The organism is Vibrio nereis NBRC 15637 (assembly GCF_001591105.1).
GTDB lineage: Bacteria > Pseudomonadota > Gammaproteobacteria > Enterobacterales > Vibrionaceae > Vibrio > Vibrio nereis.
The window spans coordinates 42,249-65,844 of sequence record NZ_BCUD01000019.1 but is presented as its reverse complement, the minus strand read 5'-3'; the positions used below and the strand labels follow the sequence as shown (position 1 = coordinate 65,844).

Here is a 23,596-nt window from a genome sequence, read left to right as displayed (position 1 = left end):
GACGGTCACACCACTATGTTATTACTCGCAGCGCGCTACTTGGCTCAGTCGCGTCATTTCGCCGGTAAAGTGGTACTGATATTCCAACCCGCTGAAGAAGGCAAAGCTGGTGCGGAGACCATGATCGCCGACGGCATGCTAGACCGTTTTCCGATTGACGCCTGCTACGCACTGCACAATATGCCGGGCATTCCTGAAGGACATTTTGCGTTTAAGACGGGACCGATTATGGCAAGCTCCGATCGCTTATTTGTCACTGTCGATGGAAAAAGCGGTCATGCGGGATTACCCCACACCACCCAAGATCCATTACTGGTCGCAACTCATATTTACCAAGGCATTCAGGGTATGGTCAGCCGCAGTTACGACCCGTTTGACCCACTGGTCGTGACGGTGACGCAGATGCACTGCGGTGAAACCACCAATGCTATTGCGGATCAGGCCCATATGAGTGGCACCTTCCGCGCTCTCTCGCAGCAAACGCGTGATAGCATCGTTGAGCGTTTAGAACAGTTGGTGGTACATACTGGCAAAGCGCACGGTATGAAGGCTGAATTCAAACTCGGGCCGGTATCGTATCCGCCGACGGTCAACACGGAAGTTGAAACCGCACGCGCAATCGCCGCCGCGCAGCAAACTGTGGGCACAGAGCAGGTAAACCCAAGCTGTGAAGCGATGCTGACCAGCGAAGACTTTTCTTTCTTCCTCAATGAAGTACCTGGTTGCTACGGGTTTATCGGCAATGGCACACGTGAAGACGGCTGTCATGTCGGGTTACACAACAAAGCCTACGATTTCAACGATAAGCTGATTCCAATTGGGGCCGCGTACTTTATTAACTTGGTTGAGCAAGGGGATTCCAATCACTAACGTGTTTTTTTAAGATCAAACTGAACTCATCGACTAACTCTCGATGAGTTTCTTTACGTGTAATGAGTCCTACCGAGCGATACTGAACTGGCTGAACAATCGGAATAAAGCGAACTTCCACGTTGTTGTTCAATTCGCCGATGGTGGAAGACAAAATCGTCGAGCCCAGCCCGCTGGAAATCATCCCTAATAACGTTGAGGTATGCGAGGCGCTCAATTCTGGGTCGTAGGTTAAGCCAATGCGTTGAAACGCTTCGTCGGTGAGGGTGCGTAAACTGTTCCCTGGGCTAACACCAATCGAGGCGTATTGATGCGCTTGCTCCCAGCTGACCTGTTTATGCTCGGCGAGCGGGTGGTCTTGTCGGCAAACGAAACACAGGTAGTCTCGAAACAGCAAATCAAAGTTCAGTTCTGGATGATTCGGGTTGGTGTTGATGCCGATATCTGCCTGTCCTTGCAATACCGAATGGGTAATGTCATCAACCCTCTCTTCTATTAAACGAAAGGTAAAATCTGGATAGCGCTTTTTCAGGTCATTGAGGGTTTTCGGTGCTAAGGATGCACACAACGTGTAGAGCGACGACACCACCAGTGATTTGTTGTAGCCGTGCTGGCGGTCTTTGTTCTGCTGCACCAGTTTGTCTAGTCGGTTGACGATATATCGCGCTTCCTGATACAGCTGCTCCCCCGCTTCAGTGAGGATAATTTTCCTGCCTTGGCGCTGATACAGTTCGCTAGCAAGCTGTTGGGTGAGCTTTTTCATCATCTGGCTCAATGCAGACTGCGTGATATGCACCTTCTCTGCGGCGTAAGTAAAATTCTGCTGCTCGGCCAAAGCAATAAAAGCTTTGAGCTGACGATAGCTGATGTCCATATTGGCTCGCCCCATTTTCCCTGAAGGGCAAAAGTATACCCGATCCCACAGCTTGTGAGCAGTCATGAAAGGCTCGATTCATCCATTTCCAGACGCGTGTGCGAGACATAAAAAATGCCAGCCGAATTCACGGCTGGCATTGGGAAATTACGCTCGGAGAGTTAATTAACGACGACGGCGCCAAGCCAATAGGCCAGACAAGGCAGCCATCAGTCCCCAACCAACAGAGCCACCGTTCGATTCACTCTGCTCTGGTGCTTGTATTTCAACTACGCGAGTCGCCACATACTTTTCTACGCTTCCGTCTGCGCTAGTGACTTTTTCTTCCAACGTATAGGAACCTGTTGCTGGTGCTTGAGCAAACTCGACCTCAATGTTTCTGCTATCGATATCGCTCTGATCAACCGTTGCCGTTGCAGTCAAACCTGATGAGTCTTCACCGCTCGACATGCGTTTTGCCGCACCACTCTCGGTCAGTGTCACCGTGACTTTATCGCCAACCACCGTACCAACTGGTAGACGAACTTTTACTTTCAAGTTATCGCCAACAACCGGCAGCTTAAGTTCTGTATCAGGCAAATCAATCGCAATGATCACCGGATCATGATCCGAAGCGGAGAACGCGTCGTTGTACTTCGGCATATTGCCAGTGTACTTGCTGCTGTACTCAAACAAGTTACTTTCTAGTGCATTGATGTGCCAATCCTCTATCGCGACCACTTTTTTCGCCAAGCTACTGCTCGCTAGCGCATGGTCAAGGTTACCCAATTCACCCGAGTAAGTGTAAGAGAAGGTGTCCACTCCATGCAGCATGGTATTCAGGTTGATGTAACCATAACCTTGTTCGATCTTCGCGCCTGCGGGTTCATAAGACTTCTTGTTACCCTGCTCGTCTTCACCCAGTGTGGTATACGATGCGGTGTAAATCTCGCGGCCGTATTTCTCTTGAGAGTAGTCAGTTAATGTCAGTAGTGGGTCTTCCATGCCGTAAGCATTCAGATCGCCCATCACCAGTACATCGCCCTTCACGTTTTTTATGGCTTCGCCCACCGCTTTCGCAGCAGAGACACGGAACGCGTTACAGTTACCTTGTAGATCAGACGGTTCACTCTCTTCCACACCCGCGATCCACTCTTCGATACATTCAGAGCCTTTAGATTTGAAGTGATTCACTACCACAGAGAAATCTTCGCCCGTTTCTTTGACGGTAAAAGTCTGGAATAAGCTATAACGCTGGTACTTATCGTAAGCAGGGTTACCTTCACCTTCGTTACGCGTAATGGTGTTTTCGGCGATGTGCTGCTCAGGGGTAAGAATGACTTTTGCGGCCTCTTTTGGCGTCACCGCGTCTGCACGATAAAGGATCGCGACCATGATCGCGTCGGTACCAAAATATTCCCCTTGATGTTTGTCATCAGCAGCAATTTCCACGTAGCTGTAGTGATCGTTGTGATCATCAATGTCAGCATTCAGTGCATCGACTAAGTTTTGTAGTGCACTGCCTTCGCCAAAACCGTTGTTCTCGATTTCCATCAAACCAATGATGTCGGCATCCATCTTATTCATGGCCGCGACAATTTTTGCTTGCTGGAGCAGGAACTCTTCATTGCTTTTCGCGCCGCGGTTTTGCCCTGTCGGGTTGACATTGCCGCTATCCGCCACCGAGGTGAAATAGTTCAATACGTTAAAGCTGGCGACACGCATATCAGAATCCATAATGCTCGGCGCTTCTTTACGCGTTACATCAAAACCTTCACCGGCTGTCACAAAGTTGGTGTTCGTCACGTCATTGGTCGCGATCAGGCGGTATTCGTTGTAGCTGTAGTTAACGACACCTTGTAAACCTTCAACGCGAGAGCCTAAGCGAATGTGATGCTCAGACGATCCATTTTGGTCGAAGTCTTTGGCAAAATCTGGGTAGTAAGGAATTTGACCATTTGGCGCGTAACCATCTGATTCCAATACAACGCGGTTATTCTTGTTCTGCTCTGCCAGCGCAACCGCTTCAGCGCTTTCCGCAGCATGCAACTGAGTAGGCTTAAACAATGGTGACTCATGCGATAACAGCATGTTGTTGCGTTTTGCGTCGTAGTCATAAGAGAAGTTCCGCGTCACAAACAGCTCGCTAGCGGCATCCAGCTCTATCTGCATGCCTTCATGGCGTTCGAGTGCCTCGCGAAGTGTCTCGCCCTCTTTCACTACTAGCGGTGTGACAGTCACCGCGTCTGAGGTGCTCGTTGTCGTGTAGCTGTTCGCGTCTGAAGATAGTTGCGTGTTGCTGTAATACTCTTGCACTTTACCTTTAACACAAACGACGTCACCCGCTTTTAACTTTGAGTCCGCGAAGTCAGTGTGAACAAACAGACCTTCCGAAGTGGCGTCATTGTTGTCATTATCCAGAGCTTGTAGGTAGAAACCTTTGGTTAAGCCAGTGGTTACGGCCGTGACGACACCCGTGACAAAATGTTCTTCAGTGGTGATATACGAGTCGCCATCAATTAATGGTGAAGATACGCCTTCGCCTTGGATATCTTGGATAGCGGTAAAGGTAGGAGCTGCGCCATCAACCTCACACGCAAATGGTGCTGGTGGTTCAACGGTATTCAATGCCCCTAAACCGTCAATATTGTCTCTGGCAAATGGCGTCCAGCGCGATTGGTCGTGGGTGCTCGATGGGGCCAACGCATCGCTGTTGCGGACTAAGGTTTGATTTTCCCCGAACTTTACTCCCTCCATCGCGCCTAGCACATCATGTACTTCGCCGTCTTTTAGTAGTGCGATAGGGTCATCACCATTAAAATTCGTGACGTTTTTATCCGTATCATTTGCCACTGCCAGAATTTCCGCACTGGCATCCCCATGAGCCAACACGTAAACCTGCTTGGCTTCCAGCGTCACTTGGCTTAGATCAAGCTTACTGCCCCAACTTCCACCACCATTAGACGACTTAGCAAGTTCATAGCCTGTCAGTGTGACAGCGCTGTCTCCAGTATTAGCAATTTCAATCGCTTTGTTGTATCTGCTACCTTCCACGTATTGTGAAAGGATAATGTCGGCGTGTGCTGCACCCGACAAAGCAGAAGCAATACAGAGGGTTAAAAGTTTGGGAGTATGTTTACGATTCATTGTTCCACCACCATTCGTTATATTTTGTCGACGCCCATTTGTTGACGAATTGTGGCAAATATCATATTCAGATGTATGAATGTAAAATTACACTCATAATTTATGAGATCAATATCTCTTGTTTGTGTGCGATAAGTTGAATGTCATGCATATTTCAACAGCTTTTGAATTCAATGATTTATTTTGTGAATATTTATTAGAGTTATATATCCAATCTCACTGTTTGTTTCTTTAAAATATGCTTACAAATCAGCCAAAAACAAAAAAGACGCTCCTAAGAGCGCCTTTCGACTGAGAAAAATATGCAGCTTAATTCAGCTTGTTGCGATCATCGTCGTCTTTACGTTCGTACTCACCTTCAAAGGTGTCCCCCTTTTGGGAGTCAAACGGATCACGCTTAAACGGATCATCATTAAAAGGGTCTTGGTTAAATGGTCCTTGATGAAAGCTGCCGTGGAAACCGCCGCCCACAGACTTCACCACCATTTTACTCATCAGATATTTGGCGATGGCCGCGCGAGGCGCAGGCAACAATACCAACATACCTAAACCATCGGTCATAAAACCTGGGGTTAACAGCAACACACCCGCGACTGCAAGCATGACACCTTCCAGAATTTGTTGCGCTGGCAATTCACCTTGCTGAAGGCGACCTTGCACTGACATTAACGTCTGCAAGCCTTGACTGCGAACCAACGACGCACCAACAAACGCGGTGATCAACACAAGCGCAATGGTCGGCCACAAGCCAAGGTAACCGCCCACTGAAATAAACAGGCCTATTTCGATAATAGGAACAAAAATAAACAGTAATAATAAGATAGGAAACACACGCCCTCCTTTGTTGTGTTCAGTGTACGTGCTCTGCTGAATCAGCTCAAATCTAAGCAGTAAAAAAACGTGTCTAGCGCACCTAATCATTGCTCATTGGTGAATAAATCCGCGGCCGTTTATACGCTGTTCATATCTTGCAAAACTTTGACGAAACAAAAGCAAAAAAGGTGATCCAGCTACTATTTTTATGCCGTAGGTACAGTATGATGTGCCACATAAGTCAGTACGGATTGACAGCCTAAAATTCTGGCGAATGGATTCTTAAATTGCAGAATGGCGAGTGATTTACTTTATTATCAGAATAATTATCTAAGGATCCTGTGATGGCTACCCTAACTGATGCTCCAAAAACATCGAACACTGCTACACGCATTGAAGAAGATCTACTTGGTGAGCGCCACGTTCCGGCGGATGCTTACTACGGCATTCATACCCTACGCGCAATCGAAAACTTCAACCTTTCTAACGTAACCATTTCTGATGTACCGGAATTTGTCCGCGGTATGATCATGACCAAAAAAGCAGCCGCGCTTGCCAACAAAGAGCTGGGTGCAATTCCAAAAGATGTGGCGAACTACGTTATCGAAGCGTGTGATTTGATCCTTGAAACAGGTAAGTGCATGGATCAATTCCCATCAGACGTATTCCAAGGTGGTGCGGGCACGTCAGTGAACATGAACACCAACGAAGTGATCGCCAACGTGGCACTTGAACTGATGGGCAAGGAGAAAGGCCAATACGAGTTCATTAACCCGAACGATCACGTCAACAAGAGCCAATCAACCAACTGTGCGTACCCAACCGGTTTCCGTATCGCGGTATACAATAGCGTACAAAAACTGATTGAAACGATTGAATACCTAAAAGGTGCCTTCGAGCTTAAGAGCCAAGAGTTCAAAGGCGTACTGAAGATGGGCCGTACCCAGCTACAAGACGCAGTACCGATGACCGTGGGCCAAGAGTTCCACGCTTGGGCAGTGACGCTAAACGAAGAAATTCGTGCGCTTGAGTACACATCAAAACTGCTACTAGAAATCAACCTGGGTGCCACGGCTATCGGTACAGGTTTGAACACGCCTCAAGGTTACCAAGCACTCGCGATCAAACACCTTGCAGACGTGACTGGCTTAGAGGTTGTTCCAGCTGAAGACCTTATCGAAGCGACGTCTGACTGTGGCGCCTACGTAATGACGCACGGCGCACTAAAACGCCTTGCTGTGAAGCTGTCTAAGATCTGTAACGACCTACGTCTGCTTTCTTCTGGTCCACGTGCAGGTCTGAACGAACTGAACCTACCTGAGCTTCAAGCTGGTTCTTCAATCATGCCAGCGAAAGTAAACCCAGTTGTGCCTGAAGTGGTCAACCAAGTGTGCTTTAAAGTTCTGGGTAACGACAATACAGTGTCGTTCGCAGCCGAAGGCGGTCAGCTACAGCTGAACGTGATGGAGCCAGTGATCGCACAAAGTATGTTTGAGTCTATCTCGCTGCTTTCTAATGCGTGTGTCAACCTACGCGACAAGTGTATCGATGGCATCACCGTAAACAAAGAAACTTGTGAGAACTACGTATACAACTCTATCGGTATCGTGACTTACCTAAACCCATACATTGGCCACCACGAAGGTGACATTGTCGGTAAGATTTGTGCTGAAACAGGCAAGAGCGTACGTGAAGTCGTTCTAGAACGTGGTCTTCTAACTTCAGAAGAGCTAGACGATATCCTTTCTGTTGAAAACTTTATGCATCCTAAGTATAAAGCGAAGCGCTACGAATAGTCGCATCTACCAAGGGTCCCAAACGGGGCCCTTTTTAGGGTCTCACCCCATAAACACCACTCTGAGCAAGGTCTTTCTTCTGATTATTTAAGCATTCATCTCGCGAGTTTTTAGATAATCAGATTCACAATTCACTTAATGAGGTATTTCATATGATTGCTGTGGAGCTCTTTACCGTTCTGCTCTTCATATTCTTGGGAGCAAGAATTGGCGGCATTGGTATTGGTTTGGCGGGTGGCGCAGGTGTGATTGCACTTTCTCTCATCTTGGGCGTGCCGACTAGCCAGGCTTTTATTCCTGTCGATGTTATCTTGATCATTATGTCGGTCATTACTGCGATCGCAGCCATGCAAGTGGCGGGCGGTATGGATTGGCTGGTACAAGTGGCCGAGAACTTTTTGCGCAAACACCCTGAACGAATCACTTTTTACGCGCCGATTGTTACGTTTTTAATGACGCTGATGGCGGGTACCGGCCATACTGCGTTTTCAACTCTGCCGGTGATTGCTGAAGTCGCCAAAGGCCAAGGTGTTCGTCCTTCTCGCCCACTATCGATTGCGGTTGTTGCCTCTCAAATCGCTATTACGGCTTCGCCGATTTCCGCGGCCGTGGTCGCGTTTGCCGCGATGTTGGCACCAAAAGGGGTTGATTACCTAACGCTTTTGGCCGTGTGTATTCCAACCACTTTCACCGCTTGCATGATTGGCGCGTTTGTGGCGAATTTTATGGGTGGCGAACTGAAAAATGATCCGGTTTATCAGGAGCGTTTAGAGCAAGGCCTGATCAAACTCACCACACCGACTCAGCGTAATATTTTGCCGACCGCGAAAACCGCGACTTATATTTTCTTGGCCGCGATTGGTTTTGTGGTGTGTTACGCCGCAGCCATTTCTAAATCGGTTGGCCTTATTGTTGACCCTGCCCTAGGCCGCAACGAAGCGATCATGACGGTCATGCTTGCCGCCGCAGCGGTGATCGTCCTTATCACTAAAATCGATGCGGCGAAAATCCCGTCAGCGTCGACGTTTCGTTCAGGCATGACTGCGTGTGTTTGTGTACTGGGTGTCGCATGGCTAGGCTCAACCTTTGTTAATGCGCACGTCAATGAAATCAAAGAAGTCGCGGGTGAGCTACTCGCAGACTACCCATGGATGTTGGCTATGGTGCTGTTTTTCGCTTCGATGCTGCTTTACTCGCAAGGCGCCACAACGGTTGCACTGATGCCAGCTGCGCTGGCGATTGGTGTTGCGCCACTGACAGCGGTTGCGTCTTTTGCCGCGGTTAGTGCGCTGTTTGTTCTGCCAACTTACCCAACCTTACTGGCAGCAGTGGAAATGGACGATACTGGCTCAACACGTATCGGTAAGTATGTGTTTAACCACCCATTCTTTATTCCAGGTGTGGTCACGATTGCCTCAGCAGTGGCTCTGGGCTTTACATTTGGTGGTTTACTTATTTAGACCATTCAGATAAAAATCAAGCACTAAAAGGGAGGATGACCTCCCTTTTTTATTTTCCGCTGAATATAAAAAAGGCACATTCAAGATAAAGGTCACATCACAACTTTGATTTAAGTCAAAATACATTTAAAAAAATTGCCATGAATTAAAATCCGTTCGTTTGAATAAAATTCCTTAATTCTATCTCTCTAGCACTAAAATAGCCTCACTGACTCAACTTATAAAAATCACCTAGAATATTAATCCGATTTTATTAAACAAATACCCTGCCAGTTCTATTCAGCTAACTATAGCCTAAAAAAGACCAGTATATTTTTGTGAAGATCCACAAAGTACGAGCTTTTCTCTGCTCTTAAAATAGCGGAAAAGAACCAAACAATAAGGTTCATAAACCTCGAATTCCCAAGAACTTAATTAATAAAGTTTTTATTTCATAACTATTAGTCGCTGATTCACTTTTATTTATGGGTAAATAAATAAAAGTAAGGAGATCACCATGACAACCCAAACTGTACCTACTGAAGAAAAAAAAGGCGGCTTCTTAGCCAACTTTAAGTTTCCGTCCGCTTACACCATTTTATTTATCCTCATCGCGCTCGTTGCGTTATTAACGTGGATTGTTCCTGCTGGTCAATATGACCGTGCAATGAACGAAGACCTAGGCCGAGAAGTTCCAGTCACTGGCACTTACAAAGCGGTGGATGGCAACCCACAAGGCGTGGTTGACGTTCTACTGGCCCCTATCGACGGTTTCTACGACCACAACAGCTACGAAGCGGCTGCAATCGACGTTTCTCTATTCATTCTTGTTATCGGTGGCTTCCTTGGTTTGGTTACCAAAACAGGCGCTATCGACGCGGGTATTGAGCGAGTCACTCACCGCTTAGAGGGCCGAGAAGAAATGATGATACCAATACTGATGGCGCTATTTGCCGCAGGTGGTACCGTCTATGGTATGGCGGAAGAGTCACTGCCATTCTATACCCTACTTGTACCTGTAATGATGGCCGCACGTTTTGACCCACTAGTGGCAGCAGCTACTGTACTTTTGGGCGCTGGTATCGGTACGCTAGGTTCTACTATCAACCCATTTGCAACCGTAATCGCGGCCAACGCGGCAGGCATTCCGTTCACTGACGGCATCATCCTACGTGTTGTTGCACTGCTTATCGGTTGGGTGATCTGTGTCGCTTACGTGATGCGTTATGCGCGCATGGTTCGTCAAGACCAAACTAAATCTATCGTTTACGATAAATACGAAGAAAACAAAGCGCACTTCTTGGGCAACCAATCAGATGAAAGCCTAGAGTTCACAGGCACTCGCAAGCTGATCCTAAGTATCTTTGGCGCGTCATTCGCGGTAATGATCTACGGTGTATCAGTAGCTGGTTGGTGGATGGCTGAGATCTCAGCAATGTTCTTAGCATCAACCATCATCATTGGTATCGTGGCTCGTATGAGCGAAGAAGAATTTACTACCAGCTTTATCGACGGGGCCCGTGACCTACTTGGCGTAGCACTAATCATCGGTATCGCACGTGGTATCGTCGTGGTGATGGACCGCGGTATGATCACTGACACCATCTTGTACTCTGCAGAACAAATGGTGACTGGCCTTTCCTCGGTCATCTTCATCAACGTGATGTTCTTCCTTGAAGTGCTACTGTCATTCCTAGTGCCTTCGAGCTCTGGTCTAGCGGTACTCACCATGCCAATCATGGCGCCACTGGCTGACTTTGCTGGTGTAGGCCGAGACCTGGTTGTGACTGCGTACCAATCAGCCTCTGGTTTGGTGAACCTGGTAACGCCAACCTCTGCCGTGGTCATGGGGGGCTTAGCAATCGCACGTGTGCCTTATGTTCGCTACGTGAAATGGGTTGCGCCGCTACTTGCTATCCTAGCGCTATTCTGTATCGCGGTTCTAAGTGTTGGTGCACTGATCTAAAACCGATTTTTAAACTGGGTAGCTGCTCTCGTTCCTGCTATCCAGTTTCCTTGTCAAAGCCGCCCTGTGCGGCTTTTTTTTATTTCCTAATTTACACCCTTAGCCACAGGGAAATAATCGCTCTCTGTGTATTACAGAGACTCAAAAACGCCTTTCTAATTGCCGAACTATTTTATTTACCTTCTTGAAAACCTTATTACTTCTTTAATTTTTAAAAAATAAACCATCCCACATTCATTCGTAATAACTTTTTCAATGAGTTTTTATTAAATAAATTAATAAATCCCCCAAGGCGAATGTGATCTACAACAAATTTATTATCAAAAGTTTTGTTAGCAGAGGTTTAAATTAAAGCTAAAAAGCACTTATCTAGAAAGATTGAATGCATAAATTAATTTAATTCACTTGTTTATCACCCTCTTTTTATTGAATACATTTTCCATAAAAATCCGGATATCTAAAGCATACGAATATATTGTGCATAAACTTCCCAAACAAGTGGCTTTTTAGGGCATTCACAACCAAATAACAAGTGCATAGATATTGTTAAAACCCTTGAAAACACTGGCTTGAGGCATAAAAAATGAACTGTGATTGAGCTCTAAGTTTCCTATTCAGAGAAGCGTATATTTAATTCCAGAGCAAAGAAGTGAATAAATAAATTCACACCTCTTCCCTTACAAAATTAATTATTAGTTTTAATTTAAGAACTAATTAAATATAAGAGAGATACGATCATGAGTAAGTTATATGTAGGTTCTGAAATCGGTCAATTACGTCGCGTGCTAGTTCATCGTCCAAGACGCGCTCTAACTCACTTAACACCATCTAACTGCCATGAATTGCTATTTGATGATGTACTAGCGGTTGAACGTGCAGGTAAAGAGCACGACGTATTCACTCAAACTCTACGTGACCAAGGCGTTGAAGTATTGCTTCTTACTGACCTACTGGCTGACACGCTAGCAGTGCCAGAAGCAAAAGAATGGTTGCTAAGCCGCCAAGTGTCTGATTACCGTCTAGGCAAAACGTTCGCGAATGACGTTCGTTGCTACCTAGGTGACCTACCTAACCTTGAGTTAGCGAAGATCCTAACAGGTGGTTTGGCTTACGGCGAAATGCCAATGAAATCTTCTTCTATGATGCAAGGCATGCATGCACCAAGCGACTTCATCATCGAGCCACTACCAAACCATCTATTTACTCGTGATACATCATGCTGGGTTTACGGCGGCGTATCTATCAACCCAATGGCGAAACCAGCTCGTCAACGTGAAACAAACCATGTTCGCGCAATTTACCGCTGGCACCCAACCTTCGCTGGCCAAGACTTCGTGAAATACTTCGGCGACGAAGAAAGCATTAACTACGACAACTCAACTATCGAAGGCGGCGACGTACTGGTTATCGGTAAAGGCGCAGTACTTATCGGTATGTCAGAGCGTACAACAGCACAAGGTGTTGAACACCTAGCGTCTAACCTATTCAAGCACGGTCAAGCGAAACAAGTTATCGCAATGGAGCTACCTAAACACCGCTCTTGCATGCACTTGGATACAGTAATGACTCACATGCGTGAAGATACTTTCTCGGTTTACCCAGAAGTGGTTCGTAAAGACGTGAAATGCTGGAGCCTAACAGGCGATGAGTCTGGCGCGGTGAACGTGAAAGAAGAAGGCTACTTCGTTAACGCTATCGAGAAAGCACTAGGCGTAGACAAAGTGAACCTAATCACCACTGGTGGTGACAACTTCCACGCTGAACGTGAACAGTGGAACGATGCGAACAACGTGCTAACAGTGAAACCTGGTGTAGTTATCGGCTACGAAGGCAACACTTACACCAACGAGAAATACGACAAAGCAGGTATCACAGTACTACCAATCCCAGGTGATGAGCTAGGTCGTGGTCGTGGCGGTGCACGCTGCATGAGCTGCCCAATCGAACGTGACGGTATCTAAATCGTGATGAAAAGGCAGGAGTGCCTAGCACTTCTGCCCCCTGCAGAGAGATGAAAACAATGACGAAACAAACAGTAGTAGTAGCACTTGGCGGTAACGCCCTACTTCGTCGCGGCGAGCCTCTAGAGGCTGAAGTTCAACGCCAAAACATTGAAATTGCTGTCAAAACGATTTCTGAAATCGCTAAAGAATACAACGTGGTACTGGTTCACGGTAACGGCCCACAAGTCGGTCTTCTGGCACTACAAGGCCTAGAGTACAAAAAAGTCGCGCCTTATCCGCTGGATGTACTGGGCAGTGAAACGCAAGGCATGATCGGTTACATGCTGATGCAAGAGTTCAAAAACCAACTGCCAGAAGAAAACATCACTTGCATGCTAACGCAAATGACCGTGGATCCAAACGATCCGGCCTTTGCAGACCCAACCAAACCAATCGGCCCAGTCTACGAAGAAGCAGAAGCTCGTGAGATGGCTGAAAAGTACAACTGGATCATCAAGCCAGACGGCAAACACTTCCGTCGCGTAGTGCCTAGCCCACAACCAACCGGCATCATTGAACATGACGCGATCACTAAGCTGATTGATGAAGGTCACCTAGTGATCTGTACTGGCGGCGGCGGCATTCCAGTCAAACGTGAAAACGGCAAGCTAGTCGGTGTGGAAGCGGTGATCGACAAAGACATGTCAGCAGCATTCCTAGCCAAACAACTGGATGCGGATGCACTACTGATTCTGACTGACGCAGACGCGGTTTACCTAGATTGGGGCAAACCAACGCAACAAGCACTGCGCAGCACAAACCCAACTGAACTGGCGCAATACGAATTTGATGCTGGCTCCATGGGTCCAAAAATTGAAGCGTCGTGCGAATTTATCAAGCAAGGCGGCAAAGTGGTCGGCATTGGTGCACTCGAAGATGGCCTACGCATTCTGCAAGGCACAGCGGGCACCAACATCACTAAAGGCTAAACCGAAACGTATTTAACTTGTGCCCATAGTGGGCGCAACCAAAAACACAATATTACGCGCTTTCTTACTTCTTTACCCTGCATAACAAGGAAAGCGCTGAACATTAAGAAGGAAAACATCATGGCTTTTAACCTACGTAACCGTAACTTCCTAAAACTACTAGACTTTACTCCACGTGAAATCCAGCACATGCTAGACCTTTCTGCGGAGCTTAAAAAAGCAAAATACAACGGCTATGAACAACCTCGCCTAACAGGCAAAAACATCGCACTGATCTTCGAGAAAACATCAACTCGTACACGTTGTGCATTTGAAGTTGCGGCATTCGACCAAGGCGCGAAAGTTTCTTACTTAGGCCCAACGGGTTCTCAAATCGGTCACAAAGAATCAATGAAAGATACTGCGCGCGTTCTTGGCCGCATGTACGATGGCATTGAATACCGTGGCTTCGGTCAAGAGATCGTAGAAGAGCTAGGCGCTTACGCTGGTGTGCCAGTATGGAACGGCCTAACTGACGAATTCCACCCAACTCAAATCCTGGCTGACTTCCTAACTATGATGGAACACGGCCGTGGCAAACAACTGCACGAAATCAAGTTCGCTTACCTAGGTGATGCACGCAACAACATGGGTAACTCGCTAATGGTTGGCGCAGCGAAAATGGGCATGGACATCCGCCTAGTTGCTCCTAAAGCGTTCTGGCCAGAAGAAGCACTAGTAGCACAATGTCGTGAAATCGCAGAAGAAACTGGCGCGAAAATCACTCTAACTGAAGACGTTCAAGAAGGCGTTAAAGATTGTGATTACCTATACACAGACGTGTGGGTATCAATGGGCGAAGCGAAAGAAGCATGGGCTGAGCGTATCAACCTAATGATGCCTTACCAAGTCAACATGGACATGATCAAAGCGACAGGCAACCCACATGTGAAATTCATGCACTGCCTACCAGCATTCCACGGCGAAGACACAACAGTAGGTAAAGAGCTAGCTCAAGAATACCCAGAGCTTAAAGATGGTGTAGAAGTGACAGACGAAGTGGTTGAATCTAAACACTCTATCGTCTTCGACGAAGCAGAAAACCGCATGCACACTATCAAAGCTATCATGGTAGCAACACTAGGCGACTAATATCGACAGATACTAGCCACCTTAATACTCTGGCCTAAAAAGTTGTAGCAGGGAACACGTTCCCGATACCCCATGAAGGAACGTAAATTTCTCCGCTACAACTGACAACGGCCGAGTATTTCTGCAGGGAAATGCGGGCGGCAGGAAGGGAGACCCTCAACTTACCCTGAATAAAGCCCGCATTTTTTTTCAGAGCTCCACACTCAAAACAGCAATAAAAACGCCACCAAGCAAGTTCTCACAACCACTGAGAATCCATAATGAAAAGATGCCAATTTCGCATAAAAATCCATTTTATGGATACTTTTCACAAACGCTTGCAAGGCGTTTTTTTGCACGTATAATCCTCCGCAATTTGTCTAAGGAGCACAAAATGAAACAGCCACTTACAACGTATCGCGACAACTTTTCGCACCCTAGCTCAGGGACGTTCGCTATTTCTTTTTGCTCTATTGATCCTGTTTAAGCCTCCTATTTTTAGGGGGCTTTTTTTTGTCTGTTATTTACGTTTGATTAGAGACGAGGAAACACTGCTATGGCGCATTCGTTATTTAAAAAGCACATTATCTCCATCCCAGAGCTCAGCCGTGAAGAGCTAGAGCTGATCGTCGATACCGCTGCAAAACTAAAAGCAGAGCCAAACCCAGAGTTGCTAAAAAACAAGGTGGTTGCGAGCTGCTTCTTTGAGCCTTCAACACGTACGCGTTTGTCTTTTGAAACCGCAGTACAGCGTTTAGGCGGCACCGTGATTGGCTTCGATAATGGCGGTAACACGTCACTGGCGAAAAAAGGCGAAACCCTGGCAGACTCGGTACAAGTGATCTCATCTTACGTTGACGCTTTCGTCATGCGTCACCCTCAAGAAGGCGCGGCGCGCTTGGCTTCTGAGTTCTCAAACGGTGTGCCTATCGTGAACGGCGGCGACGGTGCCAACCAACACCCTACTCAAACGCTGCTTGACCTGTTCTCTATCTACGAAACCCAAGGCACGCTAGACAACCTCAACGTTGCATTTGTGGGTGACCTCAAATACGGCCGTACCGTGCATTCTCTGACTCAGGCACTGGCGAAGTTTAGCAACATTCGTTTCTTCTTTATCGCCCCAGAAGCATTGGCGATGCCGGACTACATTTGTGAAGAACTCGAAGAAGCGGGCATTCAGTTCAGCATGCACAGCAACATCGAAGAAGTGACCCCAGAATTAGACGTGCTTTACATGACACGCGTACAGAAAGAACGTTTTGACGAGTCAGAATACGCGCACATCAAATCGGCATTTATCCTAACCGCGGATACGCTAAAAGAAGCACGCGATAACATGAAGGTGCTGCACCCTCTTCCTCGTGTGGATGAAATCACAACCGACGTAGATAAAACCAAGCACGCTTACTACTTCGAACAAGCTGAAAACGGTGTTTATGCACGCGAAGCACTATTGGCTCTAGTTCTTAACGAAACCATTTAATTAGCAGGAGAGATATCATGGTGAAAGACACTCAACTACAAGTAGAAGCGATCCGTAACGGCTCTGTAATTGACCACATCCCTGCTAACATCGGGATTAAAATCCTCAAGCTGTTCAAGATGCATAAGACCAACGAGCGCATCACGATTGGCCTGAACTTGCCTTCTTCAGCGCTAGGTGCCAAAGATCTGATTAAGATTGAAAACCTTTATCTGACGAAAGAACAAGCCAACCAGCTGGCATTGTATGCACCGGAAGCAACGGTCAATCAAATTGAAGAATACAAGGTAGCAAACAAGCTTAACCTGACGCTTCCTGAGAGTATCGAAAGCGTGTTTACGTGCCCAAACAGCAACTGTATTTCTCACGGTGAACCGGTAGAAAGCAAATTTAAAGTGCAACAAAAACAAGATAATGTGCACCTAAAATGTCACTACTGTGAAAAAGTATTCTCTCGCGAAATCATGACTGAAGCACGCTAACTCAACAGAAACGAACGCTTAACGTCACCCTCGGCTTATCATATGGATATTTATTCTAACTAAAGAATAAATATCCACTTTTCTACAAAATAATCCTTCAAAACATAGCCTTATATATAATTTTTGTTTGGCGATCCTATTCACAAAGCCACACTTTGTTTGGTGGTAAACTGCCTAGCATTCAAAAAAGACAAAATCACCAAAGAAGTGATTGCTCACGCAAATGCCAATTCCATCGGTTTGGCTGATAGGCATATTAAGGAAAATAAAGTGCCTAGGTTTACATGGACGATTTGTTCGTACGTCACGTTAAGGAGTTCCCATGGGTGAAACTCTAAATCCTATTACTGTTGAATATAACGAAGATAAAACACTCACCGCTGCCTGCAAGCGTTTGTTACAGCAACAAAGTTTCGCGACGCAAAATGAATTGCGAGAAGCGTTGATTGATATTGGCTTTGAAGGCATCAGCCAATCCACGGTGTCACGTCTGCTTTCCCAGTTGGGTGTCGTAAAAGTGCAAAACGCCTGTGGTAGAAAGGTGTACTGCATTACGGTCGAAACCGCGCCAGTACGAGTGGAATCTTCCATTTCATCGCAGATTGAATTCATTACCCACAACCAAGCCATGGTCGTCGTAAAAACGCACCCAGGTAGCGCTCAGCTCGTTGCACGTTTAGTGGATATCGACCCGCACACTGAAATTCTGGGAACGGTCGGCGGTAACGATACCGTATTGATCATCCCAAAAGATGTCACTCGTATTGATGCGTGTGAGCGAATTGTAAAAGCACGTTTGGGCGTGGATTAATCCAATACATCCGGTCTATTAGCTGGGAGCCTCTCAAGCCTGAATAATGAGAGACTTCCAGCTAACCTTCCCTTAGTCACTATCTCGCTGAATGCTCCCCTAAAGAAGAATTTTCCGCTGGCTGAAACTTCTTCGCCCATTCTTCTGTCCTAATGAGTTAAAATGAACAAAATTAACTCAAGTGATTAACTATGCGCATCGTCTTTTCGCTATTGATTCTCTGTATTTCCATGGTCTCCGCCCCGGCGTTGGCCACCTTCGGTAATACCAACTCAACGCTAAGTTTCGACAACAACAATAGGTTTGTTCCCGTTGACGAAGCCTTTCCGTTCAACCATTTCCAACAGGGCAACCGCGTTTTCATTGATTGGCAGGTCAAGCCCGACTACTACTTGTATCAACATCGTATTTCGATCAGTGGCGAGAAAGTGTCGGTTGGCGAGATCGTCATGCTAGATGGCGAACCATATAACGATGAGTTCTTTGGTGATGTAAACATCTACACCACACCACTGTTTGTCGAAGTGCCTTTGTCAGATTATCAAGAAGGCGCGCGCTTAATCGTACAGTACCAAGGGTGTGCCAAGGCGGGTTTCTGTTACCCACCTGAAACCCGCACCATTGATCTCACCAGTTTTGAGTTTTCTGACTCAAACAGCGTGACACCAATAGCGAAAAAAGTGACTTCCACGCCAGCCGCACCTAAACCAACCTCACCAAAGTCGGAGGAGTCGAACCTAGCGTCAAGCCTCAGTGACAATTGGTGGACCCCGCTGATGTTTCTTGCCTTAGGGGTGGGCCTGGCTTTCACGCCGTGTGTGTTACCTATGTACCCGATTCTGACTGGTATTGTTCTGGGTAGTGGCAAACTCAGTCATGGCCGCGCACTGGGCTTGTCGTTTATCTATGTTCAAGGGATGGCGCTCACCTATACCTTATTGGGACTGGTAGTCGCATCTGCGGGTATGCAGTTCCAAGCTGCGATGCAACACCCATATGTGTTGATTGGTCTGAGCATTTTGTTTGTCACCCTAGCGCTGTCTATGTTCGGCGTGTACAACCTGCAACTGCCAAGCAGTGTGCAAACCTGGCTCAATAACCTGAGTAACAAGCAACAAGGCGGCAGCTCATTGGGTGTCTTTGCCATGGGTGCGATTTCTGGCTTGGTCTGCTCACCTTGCACCACTGCGCCATTATCGGGTGCGTTGCTGTATGTGGCGCAAAGTGGCGATTTGGTCACTGGTGGGGTTGCGTTGTATGCCTTGGCAATCGGGATGGGTATTCCGCTGATCCTAGTCGCGGTATTCGGCAATAAACTGCTGCCAAAAGCGGGCAATTGGATGGACAGAGTGAAAACACTGTTTGGCTTTGTTCTGCTCGCTGCGCCAATCTTCTTACTGGAACGTATCTTACCGGAAGTTTGGGCAACAGGCCTTTGGTCTGCGCTTGGGATCGTCGCCTTCGGTTGGCTGTACCACATCAAAAACTCACTGGAATTTGGTGGCTGGAAGCAAAGTACTGTCGGTATTATCGCGGTGCTCGGGCTATTTGCATCGGCACAACCGGCTCTAAGCTACTGGTTTGGTGCAGAGCAAACACAGCAAGCGCCAACCATCGCATTCACGCGCATTGCCACTGTAACAGAGCTGAATACGCAACTTGAACAAGCCAAACTCAGCGGCAAGCCCGTGATGCTCGATTTCTATGCCGACTGGTGTGTCGCGTGTAAAGAGTTTGAAAAGTACACCTTCCACCAGCCACAAGTGGAGTCAAAGCTGCAAAACTTTGTGTTACTGCAAGCGGATGTAACCAAAAACACGCCACAAGACATCGAGTTACTCAAACAGATGGATGTACTGGGTCTACCGACGATCGAGTTTTGGGACGCCAAAGGCGAACATGTCTCTAACGCGAGGCTCACCGGTTTTGTTGAAGCCCAACCGTTCTTAGAGCATTTGGACACCCATAGTCTTTAAGCTCGTGCCCCTAAAATTGGTCGCCTTCTGCTTCAGAGGGCGACCAACGTCTAAGCCTTCACTTTATACTCTGCACCTTTCCCGTTTCGCTTCACCACTCTCACGAAAATGACTCACGTTCTATTGATCTGACTGCAATGAACATTTATATGCAATATTTCTAATAAAACCCGATAGAGTTCAGACTTTTAGTGAATAAACATTGTTCCGTAACACAAAGGTGACAATAATTCTATTAACCAAACTGTTATAAGTGTTTACGTCATGGACTCGACCTACACCATTATCATCGCTGACGATCACCCTCTTTTTCGCAATGCCCTCTTCCAATCTGTGCATATGGCGGTTAGCGGCGCCAACCTGCTAGAAGCGGACTCACTCGAGGCACTACTCAATGTACTGTCTAAAGAAGACGAGCCGGATTTGCTCCTGCTTGACCTAAAGATGCCGGGTGCCAATGGCATGTCTGGCCTTATCCACCTCCGCGCAGAGTACCCAGATTTACCGATTGTGGTGGTCTCTGCCAGCGAAGAGCCTTCGGTTGTCACCCAAGTAAAAAGCCACGGTGCCTTTGGCTTCATTCCGAAATCGAGTGATATGCGTGAACTGGTCAGTGCGTTAAACCAAGTGCTGAACGGCGAACCTTTCTTCCCTGAAGGCTCGATCACCAATAATGCAGCGTGTAGCGATCTGGCTGAGAAAATAGCCACGTTAACGCCACAGCAATACAAGGTGCTGGGCATGCTTTCTGACGGCTTGCTCAATAAGCAGATTGCTTACGAACTCAATGTATCGGAAGCAACAATCAAAGCCCATATGACGGCGATTTTCCGCAAGTTAGGGGTCAAAAACCGCACTCAGGCGGTTATTTTACTTCAGCAGCTCGAATCTGAATCTTAATTCACTCCAGCTTAACGTAATTAAGTCAGACTTAGGGTATCGTTTAAAAGTCCGGTTACATCGGTGGCGTCGTTCTATCCTCTAGAAAATCCGCCATGTTTCCCTTCCCTATGTTTCACCTAACTCTGGGAGCCTATCGCTTGCTTAGTGTCTTAATTACTCAATTCGTTGTTCTCTGGGCTGTCATTGATCCTGTTGGCACAATTCCGGTCTATCTTGCTAAAACTCAGCACTTAACGGCCAAACAACGTCGCTCAGTTGCGATCAAAGCCGTTGGTATCGCAACGGGTGTCTTACTGTTTTTCCTTATCGCCGGGCAATTGCTGCTCGAAGCGATGCAAATCCCGTTACCCGCCTTTCAAGCAGCGGGTGGTTTGGTTTTACTGCTGTTTGCCTTAAGCATGATTTTTGGTGAGTCGAAACCCGATCAAGAAGCAAAGTTAAGCAAAGATTTTAGCCGAGCACATTTGGCTGACTTGGCCGTCTACCCACTGGCGATGCCGTCCATTGCCTCTCCGGGCGCCATGATGGCCATCGTCATGTTGACGGACAATCACCGATATTCCCTACTAGACCAAGGCATGACCGCTCTAGTGATGATGGTGGTATTGATCATCACCCTATTACTGCTGCTGGGCGCAACGCGCATTCAAAAGTGGATTGGGGACGCAGGGGCCGCAATCATCAGCCGAGTCATGGGGCTGATTTTAGCTGCTGTGGCACTCAATAATCTCTTGCAGGGAATAAAAGATTTTTACATTTAAAAATAAATCGAACCATCGATTGGTTAATTATTAGACTTTTGGCTAAATTAACACATATTTAACATCACAGAAACGCCCCACCAAATAATTAAGCGCCTGTTTTTATGGTGCTTTTTTTATATACCCCCACGACTAAAGTTGAAAAGAGTTCTTGCCAACACCTTGCTAATGTACATGGTGAAACATTTTTTTAACAACACAACAATCGTAAGGAGGCGGCCATGGCATTTGAAAGTCAGGAAAAAGCCAAAGCCTACTGGGACAAAAACGTGAAGCTAATGATCAATCTGATGATCGTCTGGTTTGTCGTTTCTTTTGGGTGCGGCATTTTATTTGTCGATGTACTTAACCAATTTCAATTAGGTGGATACAAGCTAGGTTTCTGGTTTGCACAGCAAGGTTCCATCTATGCGTTCCTCGGCATTATTGCCTACTACGCGTGGAAGATGCGCAGAATTGACCGCGAATTTAACGTGGACGAGTAAGGAGTCACTCAGATGGATTTGAAAACAATCACTTACCTCGTTGTTGGTGCAACCTTTATCCTTTACATCGGTATTGCGATTTGGGCACGCGCTGGTTCAACTAAAGAGTTCTATGTTGCAGGCGGTGGCGTAAACCCTATCGCTAATGGTATGGCAACAGCAGCAGACTGGATGTCAGCGGCGTCATTTATCTCAATGGCGGGTCTTATCGCCTTCATGGGGTACGGCGGCTCGGTATTCCTAATGGGTTGGACAGGCGGTTACGTACTTCTTGCTCTACTTCTTGCGCCTTACTTACGTAAGTTTGGTAAGTTCACAGTACCAGAGTTCGTAGGTGAACGTTTCTACTCAAAAACCGCACGTGTTGTAGCGGTGGCGTGTCTTATCATCGCGTCGGTGACTTACGTTATCGGTCAGATGAAAGGTGTGGGTGTGGCGTTTGGTCGCTTCCTTGAAGTAGATTACTCGACAGGCCTTCTGATCGGTATGTGTATCGTATTCATGTACGCGGTTCTTGGCGGCATGAAAGGCATTACGTACACGCAGATTGCTCAGTATTGCGTACTCATTCTTGCTTACACTATCCCTGCAATATTTATCTCTCTGCAACTTACGGGTAACCCTTTACCTCAAATTGGTCTCGGTAGCACCATTTCCGGCACCGACGTGTATCTGCTCGATAGGCTCGACCAAGTGGTGACCGAACTCGGCTTTAGCGAATACACCACGCAAGTCCGTGGCGATACACTCAACATGTTTGCCTACACCATGTCACTGATGATTGGTACTGCGGGTCTGCCACACGTAATTATCCGTTTCTTTACGGTACCGAAAGTACGTGATGCTCGTACTTCTGCAGGTTGGGCATTGCTGTTCATCGCGATTCTATACACAACTGCACCAGCCGTATCTGCGATGGCTCGTCTAAACCTAATGGATACCGTTAACCCGGCTCCAGGTCAGCACCTTGCTTACGATGAGCGTCCTGCCTGGTTCAAGAACTGGGAAAAAACAGGCCTTCTCGGTTTTGACGATAAGAATGGCGACGGCAACATTCAGTACACGTCTAGCGCGGAAACCAACGAACTTCGTGTAGACCGTGACATCATGGTACTAGCAAACCCTGAGATTGCGAAACTACCAAACTGGGTAATTGCACTGGTGGCAGCGGGTGGTCTGGCAGCAGCACTCTCAACCGCAGCAGGTCTACTATTGGCAATATCTTCGGCGGTTTCGCATGACTTAATTAAAGGCGTTATCAATCCGAATATATCCGAGAAGAAGGAGTTGCTCGCGAGTCGAATCTCGATGGCGGTGGCGATTGCAGTAGCTGGCTACTTAGGCCTTCACCCACCGGGTTTCGCCGCAGGTACGGTCGCACTGGCCTTTGGTCTGGCAGCCGCATCCATCTTCCCTGCACTGATGATGGGTATCTTCAGTAAGAGCATCAACAAAGAAGGTGCTATCGCAGGTATGATTACGGGTATCACCATCACACTGTTCTACGTATTCCAGCACAAAGGTATTCTATTCGTCGCGGATTGGACTTACCTAGAAAGCTGGGGCAGCAACTGGTTCTTGGGTATTGAACCAAACGCATTCGGTGCAATTGGTGCGGTATTTAACTTCGCAGTCGCTTACGGTGTTTCTCGAGTTACCGCAGAAACTCCACAAGAAGTGAAAGACTTAGTTGAGCACGTTCGTGTACCAGCAGGTGCGAGTGACGCCGTTGATCACTAATTCCATAATCTAAACCACAGAAGCCC

The 23,596-nt window shown here is 47.1% G+C and carries 18 protein-coding genes; 15 read left to right on the top strand and 3 right to left on the bottom strand.

Annotated features, from left to right (window positions below):
- Positions 1-870: amidohydrolase (locus VNE01S_RS16095; protein ID WP_061781655.1), on the top strand; the 870-nt coding region annotated here is incomplete at its 5' end.
- Here the strand turns inward: VNE01S_RS16095 and VNE01S_RS16090 are convergent.
- The 3 genes from VNE01S_RS16090 to VNE01S_RS16080 all read right to left on the bottom strand — a co-directional run bounded on the left by VNE01S_RS16090 (position 836) and on the right by VNE01S_RS16080 (position 5,701).
- Positions 836-1,810 carry a LysR family transcriptional regulator gene (locus VNE01S_RS16090; RefSeq protein WP_245649906.1) on the bottom strand — a complete coding sequence of 325 codons (975 nt, stop codon included), beginning with the start codon at positions 1,808-1,810 and terminating at the stop codon, positions 836-838. The two genes, VNE01S_RS16095 and VNE01S_RS16090, sit on opposite strands and share 35 nt — an antisense overlap.
- Positions 1,811-1,909: 99 nt before the next feature.
- Positions 1,910-4,870 carry an ExeM/NucH family extracellular endonuclease gene (locus VNE01S_RS16085; RefSeq protein ID WP_053397101.1) on the bottom strand — a complete coding sequence of 987 codons (2,961 nt, stop codon included), beginning with the start codon at positions 4,868-4,870 and terminating at the stop codon, positions 1,910-1,912.
- A gap of 309 nt (positions 4,871-5,179) precedes the next feature.
- Positions 5,180-5,701, bottom strand: a complete 522-nt coding sequence (locus tag VNE01S_RS16080) for an FxsA family protein (protein WP_053397100.1) — start codon at positions 5,699-5,701, stop codon at positions 5,180-5,182.
- 326 nt (positions 5,702-6,027) lie between these two features.
- Between VNE01S_RS16080 and aspA the strand changes: the two genes are divergently transcribed.
- From aspA to VNE01S_RS16010, 14 genes are all read left to right on the top strand, one after another.
- Complete coding sequence (gene aspA / locus VNE01S_RS16075; RefSeq protein ID WP_053397099.1) at positions 6,028-7,479, top strand: aspartate ammonia-lyase; 1,452 nt, start codon at positions 6,028-6,030, stop codon at positions 7,477-7,479.
- A gap of 152 nt (positions 7,480-7,631) precedes the next feature.
- The gene (locus tag VNE01S_RS16070; RefSeq protein ID WP_053397098.1) at positions 7,632-8,939 is read left to right on the top strand and encodes an anaerobic C4-dicarboxylate transporter; all 1,308 of its coding nucleotides are present in this window, start codon (positions 7,632-7,634) and stop codon (positions 8,937-8,939) included.
- A 496-nt stretch (positions 8,940-9,435) separates the two neighbouring features.
- Positions 9,436-10,884, top strand: coding sequence for a YfcC family protein (locus VNE01S_RS16065; protein WP_053397097.1), 1,449 nt, complete (start codon positions 9,436-9,438; stop codon positions 10,882-10,884).
- A 737-nt stretch (positions 10,885-11,621) separates the two neighbouring features.
- On the top strand, positions 11,622-12,845 hold the full coding sequence (gene arcA / locus VNE01S_RS16060; protein WP_053397096.1) for an arginine deiminase: 1,224 nt from the start codon (positions 11,622-11,624) through the stop codon (positions 12,843-12,845).
- A gap of 59 nt (positions 12,846-12,904) precedes the next feature.
- Positions 12,905-13,816, top strand: coding sequence for a carbamate kinase (gene arcC / locus VNE01S_RS16055; protein ID WP_053397160.1), 912 nt, complete (start codon positions 12,905-12,907; stop codon positions 13,814-13,816).
- 120 nt (positions 13,817-13,936) lie between these two features.
- Positions 13,937-14,947, top strand: coding sequence for an ornithine carbamoyltransferase (locus VNE01S_RS16050; RefSeq protein WP_053397095.1), 1,011 nt, complete (start codon positions 13,937-13,939; stop codon positions 14,945-14,947).
- 535 nt (positions 14,948-15,482) lie between these two features.
- Positions 15,483-16,412, top strand: coding sequence for an aspartate carbamoyltransferase (gene pyrB / locus VNE01S_RS16045; RefSeq protein WP_053397094.1), 930 nt, complete (start codon positions 15,483-15,485; stop codon positions 16,410-16,412).
- Between the two features lie 17 nt (positions 16,413-16,429).
- Positions 16,430-16,894, top strand: a complete 465-nt coding sequence (gene pyrI, locus VNE01S_RS16040) for an aspartate carbamoyltransferase regulatory subunit (RefSeq protein WP_053397093.1) — start codon at positions 16,430-16,432, stop codon at positions 16,892-16,894.
- Between the two features lie 322 nt (positions 16,895-17,216).
- The gene (locus VNE01S_RS16035; RefSeq protein WP_053397092.1) at positions 17,217-17,705 is read left to right on the top strand and encodes an arginine repressor; all 489 of its coding nucleotides are present in this window, start codon (positions 17,217-17,219) and stop codon (positions 17,703-17,705) included.
- Between the two features lie 191 nt (positions 17,706-17,896).
- Complete coding sequence (locus VNE01S_RS16030) at positions 17,897-19,681, top strand: protein-disulfide reductase DsbD (protein WP_053397091.1); 1,785 nt, start codon at positions 17,897-17,899, stop codon at positions 19,679-19,681.
- A gap of 264 nt (positions 19,682-19,945) precedes the next feature.
- Positions 19,946-20,581 (top strand): response regulator transcription factor, encoded by a 636-nt coding sequence (locus VNE01S_RS16025; protein WP_053397090.1) that lies wholly within the window; start codon positions 19,946-19,948, stop codon positions 20,579-20,581.
- Between the two features lie 140 nt (positions 20,582-20,721).
- Positions 20,722-21,345: a MarC family protein gene (locus tag VNE01S_RS16020; protein WP_053397089.1), complete on the top strand. Its 624-nt coding sequence runs from the start codon at positions 20,722-20,724 to the stop codon at positions 21,343-21,345.
- A gap of 221 nt (positions 21,346-21,566) precedes the next feature.
- Complete coding sequence (locus VNE01S_RS16015; protein WP_053397088.1) at positions 21,567-21,830, top strand: DUF4212 domain-containing protein; 264 nt, start codon at positions 21,567-21,569, stop codon at positions 21,828-21,830.
- Positions 21,831-21,842: 12 nt separating this feature from the next.
- Entirely contained in the window at positions 21,843-23,570 is a 1,728-nt protein-coding gene (locus VNE01S_RS16010) for a sodium:solute symporter family protein (RefSeq protein ID WP_053397087.1), read from the top strand.
- Positions 23,571-23,596: the final 26 nt, after the last annotated feature.